Source organism: Pusillimonas sp. MFBS29 (genome assembly GCF_020687695.1).
GTDB lineage: Bacteria > Pseudomonadota > Gammaproteobacteria > Burkholderiales > Burkholderiaceae_B > Pusillimonas_C.
Map to the genome: position 1 here is coordinate 189,147 of NZ_JAJEWL010000001.1, position 12,840 is coordinate 201,986.

Here is a 12,840-nt window from a genome sequence, read left to right on the forward strand (position 1 = left end):
GGGATTGTAATCGTTGGCTCATTTAAGTGTTTTGGAACGTATCGGTAAGGAAGCATCTATGCAGTCTAACTCCCGGCGATCATTTTTGACCGGCCGTCGTGCGGCCCAGGGGCCCTGGAAGGCCTTTTGCCAGCGTATGCGCAATGCAATCGAAGGCAGTTTCCATGAATTCAATGGGAACGACGATACTGGCAGTGCGCGGCTGGTGCCCAAAAAAGCTGCCGATGTTCACAAGGCCCGTACACTTTGCGTTGAGTACGGTGTGTTGCTGGCACTCGACGGCGTGCAGCATGCTGCGCGCCTCGACGAGCAGTCCGTCTTGTGGGTAGACCCTGGCCGTGACATGAGCGCGTGCCAGCGGCTGGAGCCCGACAGTACCAGATGGTTCGTGCAGCCGGGTTGTTTGCTGGGTGAGCTTGCAGAGGCGGGGCTCAGCCAGTTTTCCGAACTGCCTTGCCATATTACGGTGGCCGCCTGGCTTGCCGATCGTGTTCTGTGCGACTGGGATACCGGATCAACCGGCGCCTCGGGCCTGGTCCATGCGTCCGTGCTGCTGGCCGACGGTACCGTGGCCAGTCTGGGGCCTTTTGGCGCACAGAACAAAAAACCGCTGGAAGGCGCACGCCTGCAAAAACTGGTTGCCTCGTTGTTTCAGCTGTCTGCGGGCGCCGAGTCCAGGGCTTGTGGCGCAGAGCGTCGCTGGCCGGCGCGCTACCGGCTCGATGCTCTGTTCCCGGCCAACGGGCAAACAGTGAATCTGGCGCACCTGTTGCTGGGCCACGGAGGGGATCTGGGTTGGGTTGAATGGCTGGTATTCGATGAGCGGCTGATTCAGCCGCAGCTTGAGCTGCCGTACTCTGAGCGCTTTGCCGCGCGCAGGGCGCACGACGTCGGGCTGACCGTACAGGCAGATGAGCTGGACATGCAGGTCAAGCATTTGTTCGACGAAGGCGGGGGCTATCCTCATCCGGGGCAAAATCTGTAACGATCGCTTATCCATTTGGCTCGCTGGGCTGGACCAGGCCCATAAAATGAGGTTCACTGACGCGTCATGGCATACGTAAACGTCGAGGCAATGGAACGCGAACCGGTCGGTCTGGTGCTGACCGGGGGTGGCGCGCGGGCGGCTTATCAGGTGGGGGTGCTCTCGGGCATTCTTGAAATCCTGGATCCTGAACGCCGCGCGGGCTTTGCCAATCCTTTTGATATCATCTGCGGTTCGTCTGCGGGAGCCATCAATGCGGCGGCCCTGGCCTGTCGCGCCAACGACCCTCATCGTGCGGTAACTGGCTTGCAGGATTTGTGGGGCAATTTGCACACAGGCGACATCTATCATGCAGATGCGCTCCGCTTGTTGCGCACAGGCGTGCGCTGGCTTGCCATGCTGACGATGGGCTGGCTGATGCCCGATCTGCGCAACCGGCAGCCTCGTTCGTTGCTTGATAATCAGCCTTTGGGCGAGCTGTTGTCGTCCGCGCTGGATTTCGACCGCCTGAAGCACAACCTGGATAGCGGCATGCTTCACGCCCTGGCAATCACGGCAACCGCCTATACAACGGGCGAGCACCTGACCTTTTATCAGTCGGATGACGTGATCAAGCCTTGGCAGCGCTCGCTCCGGCAGGCCGTGCCGTGCACCATAGGTGTTGACCATCTGCTTGCGTCCAGCGCCATTCCGTTTATCTTTCCGGCCCAGGCCATCCTGGTGCGGGGCCAGACCCAATGGTGTGGTGATGGCTCGATGCGGCAATTGGCGCCCATGAGCCCCGCCATCCACCTGGGCGCGAAAAAAATAGTCGTGATCGGTACGGGCTACAAGGACGACATCCACCCCGAAGAACGCGAGGTCAATCCCAAGTATCCCACTCTGGCCCAGATCGGGGGGCATGCGTTATCCAATATTTTCCTTGATAGCGTTTCCATGGATGTGGAGCGTTTGCAACGCATTAATCAGCTGCTCAGCCTGTTGCCTGAAGAGCGTGCGCAAGGGCTTTCCCTGCAGCCGGTCCGCACGTTTGTCGTCACGCCCAGCCAGTCGCTGGATTACCTGGCAACCGTACACCTGGAGCAACTGCCGCGCGCGGCACGTACCCTTTTTCGCGTCCTTGGTGTATCGTCAGCCTCCAGAGCTACAACAGGCGGCGCGCTGGTCTCATATTTGCTCTTCGAGGCCAGCTTCACACAGGAACTTATCCGTCTTGGAAGAGCCGATAGTCTGAACCGTATTGACGAAGTGAAAGCGTTTTTCAAGGAGACGCCAGCATGAGCCAGGTGCAGTCATTGCAGAAGAAGTTGCGTAAGGGTGGTTTGATCAAGGCGTCTGATGTGTCCAGGGACCAGGCGCTTGATGCCGCACGTGAGAGTGGCATGGCCGCGTACGTGGTGGATTGCAATCGCGCCCGAAGCCGTTCGGCCGTCTTGAGGGCAGTGGTCAAGGCGGTCGATTTTCCCGAGTTTTTCGGCGGTAACCTTGACGCTTTGTACGACTGCCTGTGTGACACCATCCTGGATAACAAACAGGGGCTTTTCCTGTGGTTCCATAATTTGCACTCCGGAGATCCTGCGCTGACCGAGGACGCGGGAGCCATACTTCAGGTGTGCGACGATGCAGTAGAGTTCGCCGCCAACAACGAGCGTTGTTTCGCCTATTTTGTTGTGCACGCCGGCAAGCATCCCGACCCTGAGCCCGGGGTGCAGCCCACGCCTTATTCAGGCGTTACCGAAAACGAATAAGGCTTGCGCAGGCCGCTCAGCTCCAGCCCCGCAATGCGCTGACTGCGGCAATCAGGGCCAGGCCGGCCGTTTCTGTGCGTAGCACGCGGTTGCCGAATCCCACAGTCGTCAGGTTGTGGGATTCGGCCAGCGCCAGTTCTTCGTCTGACCATCCGCCTTCGGGCCCCACCACCAATGCCAGCGCGTTGCCGGCCGCTTGTGCCGCCTGCGCAAGTGTCAGTGTGCTGCCGGGATGGCAGAAAAGAATGGAGGCCGGCGGCAAAGTCGATGCCGCGAGATACTGCTGCAGGGTTAGTGGCGGAACAACTTCCATGATGCGATTGCGTCCGCATTGCTCGCTGGCTGCCTGGGCAATGCGACGCCAGTGATCCAGCCGCTTGGTCAGCCGTTCTCCGGAGAGTTGCAACACGCTGCGCTGGGCAGCCACGGGCACGACCCGGGCTGCACCCAGTTCGACGGCTTTTTCAATCACCCAGTCCATTTTCTCACCCGAGGCCATGCCTTGCACCAGGGTGATTTGCCCGGTCAGTTCCGCCTCTGTGGATTCGTGGGGCCCCAGGCGGGCGGCGGCTTTTTTTCCGTCTATGAGCAAGGTTGCGGGGTATTGTCCGCCACTGCCGTCGAAGAGAATGACTTCGGTGCCAGTTTTAAGCCGCAGCACACGCACAGCATGGTGGGCGAGTGCAGCCGGCAGCTCGACCGTGGTTTCGGGTGAAAGCGGCGTGGCACAATAAAAGCGGGAAATGGCCATGGTGACGGTTGCGTTACAGGTGATGACCTTCGGATCATAACTCCGTCTACGATGGTAAAATCAGAAGCTTTGTAAACTTAAGCAGCCTTTTTCGGGCTGACGCTTCCTGCGAGTTTTAAATGAGCCTTACGCCTGCCCAAGATTCTTCCATGGCCAGCGCCATTCGTGCGCTATCCATGGATGCGGTTCAACAAGCCAATTCGGGCCATCCCGGTGCCCCCATGGGCATGGCAGATATTGCTCAGGTCCTCTGGACGCAGCATTTGCGTCACAATCCGACAGACCCGTCCTGGGCTGATCGCGACCGCTTTGTGTTGTCCAACGGCCATGGTTCCATGCTGATCTATGCGCTGTTGCACCTCACTGGCTACGACCTTCCCATCGAAGAGCTCAAGAATTTCCGCCAGTTGCATTCGCGCACGCCCGGCCACCCCGAAGTCGGTATTACCGCCGGGGTCGAAACCACCACGGGGCCCTTGGGTCAGGGTCTGGCCAATGCGGTCGGCATGGCGCTGTCTGAAGCTTTGCTGGCCCGGGAATTCAATCGCGAAGGCCATTCAGTCGTTGATCACTACACCTATGCGTTTGTGGGCGATGGCTGCCTGATGGAAGGCATTTCGCACGAGGCCTGCTCTTTGGCCGGCACGCTCAAGCTTTCCAAGCTTATCGTTTTCTACGACGACAACGGCATTTCCATTGACGGCCGCGTCGAGAACTGGTTTGGCGACAACACGCCTAAGCGTTTTGAAAGCTATGGCTGGAACGTGCTCACCGGTGTCGATGGCCACGACGTCGCCGCTATCGATGCGGCGGTGGTAAAAGCCAAGGCGCTGGCACAGCAGGGCAATGGTCCTACGCTTATATGCTGCCGCACCGTCATCGGCAAGGGTGCACCCAACGCGGCCGGCAGTGAAAAAGTACACGGCGCGCCTTTGGGGGCGGATGAAATCGCAGCAACCCGCGCAGCCCTGAACTGGCCGCACGAACCGTTTTTCGTGCCCGCAGATATCTACGCACGTTGCGACTGCAAGGAAAAAGGCCAGCAACAGCAGGCCGAATGGCAAACCCGCTTCGATGCTTATGCAAAGGCGTATCCTTCCGAAGCCGCTGAACTGTTGCGCCGCCTGAAAGGCGACTTGCCTGCCGATTTCTCGCAGCAAGCCGAACAGTTTGTCGAGGCCACCAACCAGAAGGCAGAAACCGTGGCTACGCGCAAGGCGTCGCAGCTGGCCATCAGCGCCTTTGTCGACCTGCTGCCCGAAATGCTGGGCGGCTCTGCCGACCTGACCGGTTCCAACCTGACCGACTGGAAAGGCGTGCAGCCTGTGCGTGCGGGCCAGACCGGCCTGCAGTTTGGTCGTCACATCAACTATGGCGTGCGTGAGTTCGGCATGGCTGCCATCATGAACGGCGTAGCCCTGCATGGCGGCTACCTGCCTTTTGGCGGCACGTTCCTGACCTTCTCCGACTACTCCCGTAATGCCTTGCGCATGGCTGCACTCATGAAGCAGCGCGTGGTGCACGTATTCACTCACGACTCCATCGGTCTGGGCGAAGACGGACCCACGCACCAGTCGGTCGAACACGCCGCCAGCCTGCGACTTATTCCCAATCTGCATGTCTGGCGTCCTTGCGACACAACCGAAGCGGCCGCTGCGTGGGCTTACGCCATACAGCGTCCGGTCAGTACAGGCATGACGGTACGCGACGGCGGCCCCAGCGCCTTGCTGTTGTCCCGCCAGAACCTGCCTTTCGTTGCTCGCGATGCTGAAACGCTGAACGCAATCCGGCGCGGTGGCTATGTACTGCGCGACGCGCCCGAAGCCAAGGCTGTCATCATCGCCACGGGGTCCGAGGTCGCTCTGGCGCTCAGCGCCCAGGAGCAGCTGGCGGGCAAGGGCATCGCCGTGCGCGTGGTTTCCATGCCGTGCACCAATGTATTCGATGCACAAGACCAGCAATGGCGTGATGCCGTATTGCCCAAGGGCTTGCCGCGCGTGGCAGTCGAGGCCGGCGCAACCGGTGGCTGGTATAAATATGTTGGTCTGGAAGGCGCTGTCGTGGGCCTGGACACCTATGGTGAATCCGCTCCGGCCGGCGCGCTGTTCAAGCATTTTGGCCTGACCGCCGAGCACGTTGCTGCGGCTGTCGAAAAAGTTTTATAAAACAGGAGAGTAGCAATGACGATTCGCGTTGCCATCAACGGTTATGGTCGTATCGGCCGCAATATTCTGCGTGCCCACTACGAAGGCGGCAAGAAACACGATATTCAAATCGTGGCAATCAATGATCTGGGTAATCCCAATACCAACGCCCACCTGACCCGCTTTGACACGGCTCATGGCAAGTTCCCGGGCACAGTAACTGTCGACGGCGATTACATGGTTGTCAACGGCGACAAGATTCGCGTATTGGCCAATCGTGACCCTGCGGCCTTGCCCTGGGGTGAGCTCAATGTAGACGTCGTGCTCGAATGCACCGGCTTCTTTACCAGCAAGGAAAAGGCCAGTGCTCATATCAAGGGCGGCGCCAAAAAGGTCATTATTTCGGCTCCCGGCGGCAAAGACGTCGATGCCACCATCGTCTACGGCGTCAATCACGACGTCCTCAAGGCCAGCGATACCGTCATTTCGAACGCTTCGTGCACTACCAACTGCCTGGCACCACTGGTTCAGCCCCTGCACCAGAAACTGGGCCTGGTCAGCGGTTTGATGACCACAGTTCACGCTTATACCAACGATCAGGTTCTCACCGACGTCTATCACGAAGACCTGCGCCGTGCCCGTTCGGCCACGCAAAGCATGATCCCCACCAAAACCGGTGCGGCTTCTGCCGTTGGTCTGGTGCTGCCTGAACTGAACGGCAAGCTCGATGGCTACGCAATTCGCGTTCCCACCATCAACGTCTCCATCGTCGACCTTTCGTTCATCGCATCGCGCGAGACCACGGTGGAAGAGGTCAATGGCATCCTGAAGGCTGCAGCCGAATCCGGTCCGCTGAAAGGCATACTGAACTTCAACGAAGAGCCTCTGGTTTCGGTCGACTACAACCACGACGCTGCGTCCAGCACGGTTGATGCCGGCCTGACCAAAGCGTCCGGTACCTTGGTCAAGGTTGCTTCCTGGTATGACAACGAGTGGGGTTTCTCGAACCGCATGCTCGATACCACCGTGGCCCTGATGTCGGCAAAATAAATGCCGGGCCAGCCTGTGTCGGCCATTAAATCGGCACGGGCTGTCGCGTAAGCCATGCATGAAGTGGGCGGGATTTCCCGCCCTTTTTATTCTTTTTCTGCGAAAAAACATGTCTACTGTCAAAACACTGTCCGAGCTTGCCAAGTCCGGCGCCCTGTCCGGCAAGCGCGTCTTTATCCGGTCCGACCTGAATGTGCCGCTGAAAGATGGCCAGATTACCGAAGATACCCGCATACGCGCCTCGGTGCCGGCCATACGCATGGCGCTGGACGGTGGTGCGGCTGTCATGGTGACCTCGCATCTGGGCCGTCCCACCGAGGGCACTGTGGGGCCTGACGATACGCTGGCGCCTGTCGGTCGCCGTCTGTCCGAATTGCTGGGTCAGCCCGTTACCCTGGTTACCGACTGGGTCGAAGGTGTAAAGGCCGAGGCCGGGCAAGTGCTCTTGCTGGAAAACTGCCGTTGCAATGTCGGCGAGAAGAAAAATGATCCCGGGCTTTCACGCAAGATGGCGGCTCTGTGCGACGTCTACGTCAACGATGCCTTTGGCACCGCGCACCGCGCCGAGGCTACCACGCATGGCATAGCCCAATTTGCCCCGGTAGCCTGCGCGGGCCCCTTGCTGGAAGCGGAACTGACCGCCCTGGGGCGCGCGCTGCAAGAGCCCAAGCGTCCGCTGGTGGCGATTGTGGGAGGCTCCAAGGTATCGACCAAGCTTTCCATCCTGCAAGCCCTTGCGGACAAGGTAGACCAGCTGGTCGTGGGTGGCGGCATTGCCAATACTTTCATGCTGGCTGCGGGTCTGCCTATAGGCAAATCCCTGGCCGAACCCGATCAGCTGGATCAGGCCCGGGCGGTGATTGATGTGATGAAGTCGCGTGGCGCTGCCGTGCCGATCCCGACCGACGTGGTGTGTGCCAAGGAATTCAGCCCTACGGCCGAGGCCACCGTCAAGCCCGCCGATCAGGTTGCCGATGATGACCAGGTGCTGGATATCGGACCCGACACCGCAAAGCACCTGGCCGGCATACTCGCCGAGGCAGGCACAATTGTATGGAATGGTCCGGTGGGTGTATTCGAGTTTGATGCATTTGCCCAGGGCACAAAGGTTGTGTCGCAGGCAGTGGCTGACTCTGCAGGATTTTCGATCGCAGGGGGGGGCGACACTCTGGCCGCAATAGCCAAGTATGGCATTGCCGACAAGGTGGGGTATATTTCCACAGGTGGCGGCGCTTTCCTTGAGTTTCTCGAAGGCAAGACCTTGCCGGCCGTCGATATACTGCAGCAGCGGTCACAAGACTGAATACCCGGAGACCTGCATCAGGTCTCCTTTCATATCTGGCCTGTCACTATGGAATCAAGCAATATGAAGTACAAAAATTTCATCGCAAACAAATGGGTTGATGCCTTGTCGGGGCAGTATGTAAAGGTGATCGATCCGTCGACGGGCCAGCCTTATGCCGAAATCGCCCGGTCCAGCGCTGCCGATATTGATGCCGCCGTTCAGGCCGCCCAAGGGGCCAGCGTGGGTGCCTGGGGCAAGATGGCGCCTGCGGCACGCAGCCGCTTGCTCTTGCGATTAAGCCAGGCCTTGCTGGATCAGCAGGAAACGCTCGCACAGATCGAATCGCGCGATACGGGGAAACCCATCAAGCAGGCCCGCTCTGATGCGGCCGCCGTGGCCCGTTACTTCGAGTTCTACGCCGGCGCGGTCGATAAACTGCACGGAACGACCATTCCTTATCCCCACGACTACACCGTACTGACGGTGCGTGAACCGCATGGGGTGACAGGTCATATCATCCCCTGGAACTACCCCTTGCAGATTTTCGGGCGCAGCGTAGGTGCGGCGCTGGCAACAGGCAATGCCTGCGTGGTCAAGCCTGCTGAAGATGCCTGCCTTTCCATACTGAAGGTGGCCGAAATCGCCGTGGAAGTCGGCTTGCCCGAAGGCACACTGAACATCTGCACCGGCCTGGGTTCGGAAGCCGGTGCGGCGCTTTCCGCCCATCCCGGTATCGCGCATATTTCCTTCACGGGTTCGCCCCAGACAGGCAAGCAGGTGGCCCAGGCTGCCGCCGACCATTTCGCTCCGGTCACCCTCGAACTGGGCGGAAAGTCACCGCAGATCGTCTTTTCAGATGCCGATATCGATGCGGCCGTGCCGGTATTGTTGAACGCCATCATCCAGAACGCGGGCCAAACCTGCTCGGCCGGGAGTCGCCTGCTGGTGCAGCGTGCCATTTACACTGACCTGATGGGTCGCCTTGCCGAACAGTTCAAAGCGACCCGCACGGGGGCCGCTGCCGATGATCCCGATTGCGGCCCATTGATCAATGCACGTCAGCTCGAACGCGTCAAAGCATTCCTGCAAGAGGCCGACGAGGCCGGCATCAGCGTGGTTGCGCAAGGCCAGCTCGACATCAATGCTCCCAAGGGCGGGTATTATCAGCCGCCTGTTCTGTTGGGTGACGTACCGCCTTCTCATCGTCTGGCCCAGGAAGAGATCTTCGGGCCCGTACTGGCAGCGATACCTTTCGACACCGAAGAAGAGGCCCTGAGCATCGCCAACAGCACGCCTTTTGGCCTGGTCGCTGGCGTCTGGACACAAGACGGCGCACGTCAGCTGCGATTCGCACGCAAGGTCCGGTCCGGGCAAGTCTTCATCAACAATTATGGTGCGGGTGGTGGTGTGGAACTGCCTTTTGGTGGTACCGGCCAGTCAGGCTACGGGCGTGAGAAGGGCTTCGAGGCCCTTTACGGCTTTACCGTACTCAAGACCATTGCCATCAAACATTAAAATCTTGATACCACGGTCGCTCCCATGGGTGGCCGACAGAGGAAAACATGTCCAGTTCAGTTCGTCTAGTCCGCCGTCATCCTGATGAGTTGCTCGTAGGCCTGGTGTCTGTTTCAGATCGGGCCGCCAGCGGCACTTACCAAGACGAAGGAATTCCAGCCCTGCAAGACTGGCTGAGCAAGGCGCTGACAAGAACCCCTCAGTTTGCGGCGCGCCTGATCCCCGATGAGGCAGCGCAGATTTCCGCGACCCTGACCGAGCTGGTTGATGAGCTAGGCTGTGACCTGGTGCTGACTACGGGCGGCACCGGACCCGCCGCACGAGACGTTACCCCCGAGGCCACGCTTGCGGTGGGCAGCAAGGAAATGCCGGGATTTGGCGAGCAAATGCGTCAGATCAGCCTGGCATTTGTCCCCACCGCAATCTTGTCGCGACAGGTTGCCGTGATACGCGAAACCGCAGATCATGCGGCGCTCATCATCAATCTGCCGGGACAGCCCAAGGCGATCAAGGAAACCCTTGAAGGCCTGAAAGATGCTGACGGCAACGTGAAGGTGCCGGGTATTTTTGCAGCCGTTCCCTACTGCATAGACCTGATCGGAGGTCCGTACACCGAGACCCGGCCGGACGTGATCAAGGCTTTTCGGCCCAAGTCGGCAATTCGGGTTGCACCGGGCGCAGCGCACGAATAACAAGTTTGAATTACCTTGTATCGCATGGATACGTGGCCGATCATGATTGCCGCCACATTCGGGTAAAATGATCACCATCCCTATCAACTGATTTCAGGAGTCTCTTCATGGCCCTTGTTTCCATGCGCCAGCTGCTCGACCACGCAGCAGAGAACGGCTATGGCATCCCCGCGTTTAACGTTAACAACCTTGAACAGGTCCAGGCCATCATGGAAGCCGCGGCTGAAACCGACAGCCCGGTGATCATGCAGGCTTCGGCTGGTGCGCGAAAGTACGCAGGCGAAGGCTTTCTGAAGTATCTCATTCAGGCAGCTGTTGAAACCTATCCCAACATTCCTGTCGTCATGCACCAGGACCACGGTCAGTCGCCCGCCATCTGCAAGGGCGCCATCGATCTGGGCTTTTCCAGCGTCATGATGGACGGCTCGCTCGAGGAAGACGGCAAAACCATTGCCGACTACGAATACAACCTTGACGTCACCCGCCGTGTGGTGGAAATGGCCCACAAGCTGGGCGTGACCGTCGAAGGAGAGCTGGGTTGCCTGGGTTCGCTGGAAACCATGAAGGGCGACAAGGAAGATGGCCACGGTGCTGAAGGCACCCTGACCATGGATCAATTGCTGACCGACCCCGAGCAGGCTGCCGATTTCGTGCGCCGGACCCAGCTTGATGCTCTGGCCATCGCCATCGGTACCAGCCACGGCGCGTACAAGTTCACCCGCAAGCCCACAGGCGACATTCTCTCTATTTCCCGCATCAAGGAAATCCACGCACGCCTGCCCAACACCCACCTGGTCATGCACGGCAGCTCCAGCGTGCCTCAGGACCTGCTGGCGGAAATTCGCGAATTCGGCGGCGACATGAAAGAAACCTACGGTGTGCCCGTGGAAGAAATTCAGGAAGCCATCAAGTTCGGCGTGCGCAAGGTCAACATCGATACCGATATCCGCCTGGCCATGACCGGCGCGATTCGCCGTTTCATGGGCGAGAATCCATCGAAGTTTGATCCTCGTGAATACCTGAAGCCGGCCCGTGCGGCTGCCAAGCTGATTTGCAAGCAGCGCTACGAGCAATTCGGCACAGCAGGCAACGCCAGCAAGATCAAGGTTATCCCCCTGACCGACATGGCAAAACGCTACGCTGCAGGCGAGCTGGCCCAGGTCGTTCAATAAAATCAGCTGCAAGTTTTGTCAGGGCCTGTCAGCAGGCCCTTTCTTTTCAAGGAAACATCGTGCTCAAGGCCCTACATCAATCCAGCATCACGTCTTTGCCGCTGCTTGCACGAGGCAAGGTGCGCGACATGTATGCGGTGGGCGATGATAAATTGCTGATTGTTGCGACCGACCGCATCTCGGCCTTTGATGTCATTCTTGATGATCCTGTTCCGGGCAAGGGCCAGGTGCTGACCGAGCTCACCGAGTTCTGGCTCAACAAGCTGGCCCACATTTTGCCCAATCATTCCACGGGCATTGATCCGGCCGATGTCGTGACCGCACAAGAGCGCGATCAGGTGCAGGGCAGGGCAGTAGTGGTCAAGCGGCTCAAGCCCATTTTGGTCGAAGCCGTGGCACGTGGCTACCTGATCGGTTCGGGCTGGAAAGACTACCAGCGTACCGGCAGCATATGCGGAGTCGCTCTGCCACCAGGTTTGCAGCAGGCCAGCCGTCTGCCTGAACCCATCTTCACGCCGGCCGCCAAGGCGGAATTCGGCGAGCACGATGAGAACGTCGATTTCGGGTATGTGGTCAATCAGGTAGGCAGCGAGCTGGCCGAGGCCATACGTTCGGCCACCTTGTGCCTGTACTCCGAGGCTGCGCAATTTGCCGCCGACAAGGGCATTATCATTTCCGACACGAAGTTCGAATTCGGGCTCGACGAGCAGGGTCAGTTGCATCTGATGGATGAGGTTCTCACGCCAGACTCCTCACGGTTCTGGCCCGCGTCCGAATACGCCGTCGGCATCAGCCCGCCATCGTTCGACAAGCAGTTCGTGCGTGATTGGCTCGAAACCCAAACCTGGGACAAGACACCGCCCGCTCCGCGCCTGCCGGCCGATGTGCTTGAAAAAACGGCAGCCAAGTATCGCGAAGCGGCAACCCGGCTGATGGCCTAGACTGACATAGTGGAACTCAACATGAGCAATACGACACAGCATGATGCGCCCATTGTGGGTCTGATCATGGGATCATCCAGCGACTGGGATGTCATGCAGCATGCGGCCGCAATGCTCGATGAATTCGGCATTGCCCACGAAACCCGAGTGATTTCTGCGCATCGTATGCCGCACGATATGGCCGACTACGGGGCGAGTGCCGTCGATCGCGGCCTGAAGGCGATTATCGCCGGTGCGGGCGGTGCGGCACACCTGCCAGGCATGATGGCGGCCCTGACGCCGCTGCCGGTCTTTGGTGTTCCGGTACCATCACGTTACCTCAGGGGCGAAGATTCGCTTCTGTCCATTGTTCAAATGCCCAAAGGCGTGCCCGTTGCCACTTTCGCTATAGGCGAGGCCGGCTCGGCCAATGCGGCCTTGCATGTCATTGCGTGCCTGGCAACAACCGACGCCGCGTTGCAACAGCGACTGATAGCCTTTCGCGCCCGACAAACCGAAGCAGCACGCGCCATGGTGGTTCCTCCGCACGTTACGCTGTGAATCCCGCAGATCGGTGC

The 12,840-nt window shown here is 59.3% G+C and carries 12 protein-coding genes; 11 read left to right on the forward strand and 1 reads right to left on the reverse strand.

Annotated elements, in window-relative coordinates:
• Positions 1-58 precede the first annotated feature (58 nt).
• The 3 genes from LKR43_RS00930 (at position 59) to LKR43_RS00940 (ending at position 2,733) form a co-directional block, all read left to right on the forward strand.
• Entirely contained in the window at positions 59-985 is a 927-nt protein-coding gene (locus LKR43_RS00930; RefSeq protein WP_227681966.1) for a hypothetical protein, read from the forward strand.
• 66 nt (positions 986-1,051) lie between these two features.
• On the forward strand, positions 1,052-2,266 hold the full coding sequence (locus LKR43_RS00935) for a patatin-like phospholipase family protein (RefSeq protein WP_227681967.1): 1,215 nt from the start codon (positions 1,052-1,054) through the stop codon (positions 2,264-2,266).
• Positions 2,263-2,733: a barstar family protein gene (locus LKR43_RS00940; RefSeq protein WP_227681968.1), complete on the forward strand. Its 471-nt coding sequence runs from the start codon at positions 2,263-2,265 to the stop codon at positions 2,731-2,733. Before LKR43_RS00935 ends, LKR43_RS00940 begins: the two co-directional genes overlap by 4 nt.
• A 16-nt stretch (positions 2,734-2,749) precedes the next feature.
• On the opposite strand, the gene LKR43_RS00945 is transcribed toward LKR43_RS00940, so the two are convergent.
• Positions 2,750-3,484: a 16S rRNA (uracil(1498)-N(3))-methyltransferase gene (locus tag LKR43_RS00945; protein ID WP_227681969.1), complete on the reverse strand. Its 735-nt coding sequence runs from the start codon at positions 3,482-3,484 to the stop codon at positions 2,750-2,752.
• A 119-nt stretch (positions 3,485-3,603) separates the two neighbouring features.
• On the opposite strand from LKR43_RS00945, the gene tkt reads away from it, so the two are divergent.
• The 8 genes from tkt to purE all read left to right on the forward strand — a co-directional run bounded on the left by tkt (position 3,604) and on the right by purE (position 12,823).
• Positions 3,604-5,649, forward strand: coding sequence for a transketolase (gene tkt / locus LKR43_RS00950; protein WP_227681970.1), 2,046 nt, complete (start codon positions 3,604-3,606; stop codon positions 5,647-5,649).
• A 15-nt stretch (positions 5,650-5,664) separates the two neighbouring features.
• Complete coding sequence (gene gap / locus LKR43_RS00955; RefSeq protein ID WP_227681971.1) at positions 5,665-6,678, forward strand: type I glyceraldehyde-3-phosphate dehydrogenase; 1,014 nt, start codon at positions 5,665-5,667, stop codon at positions 6,676-6,678.
• A 109-nt stretch (positions 6,679-6,787) separates the two neighbouring features.
• Entirely contained in the window at positions 6,788-7,981 is a 1,194-nt protein-coding gene (locus LKR43_RS00960) for a phosphoglycerate kinase (RefSeq protein ID WP_227681972.1), read from the forward strand.
• A gap of 63 nt (positions 7,982-8,044) precedes the next feature.
• Positions 8,045-9,478 (forward strand): aldehyde dehydrogenase family protein, encoded by a 1,434-nt coding sequence (locus LKR43_RS00965; protein WP_227681973.1) that lies wholly within the window; start codon positions 8,045-8,047, stop codon positions 9,476-9,478.
• A 47-nt stretch (positions 9,479-9,525) separates the two neighbouring features.
• Positions 9,526-10,170, forward strand: coding sequence for a molybdopterin adenylyltransferase (mog, locus tag LKR43_RS00970; protein ID WP_227681974.1), 645 nt, complete (start codon positions 9,526-9,528; stop codon positions 10,168-10,170).
• A gap of 107 nt (positions 10,171-10,277) precedes the next feature.
• Entirely contained in the window at positions 10,278-11,342 is a 1,065-nt protein-coding gene (gene fba, locus LKR43_RS00975; RefSeq protein WP_227681975.1) for a class II fructose-bisphosphate aldolase, read from the forward strand.
• A gap of 59 nt (positions 11,343-11,401) precedes the next feature.
• A complete protein-coding gene (locus LKR43_RS00980; protein ID WP_227681976.1) occupies positions 11,402-12,283 on the forward strand; it encodes a phosphoribosylaminoimidazolesuccinocarboxamide synthase in 882 nt (293 codons plus the stop codon).
• Positions 12,284-12,304: 21 nt separating this feature from the next.
• Positions 12,305-12,823, forward strand: coding sequence for a 5-(carboxyamino)imidazole ribonucleotide mutase (gene purE / locus LKR43_RS00985; RefSeq protein WP_227681977.1), 519 nt, complete (start codon positions 12,305-12,307; stop codon positions 12,821-12,823).
• Positions 12,824-12,840 lie beyond the last annotated feature (17 nt).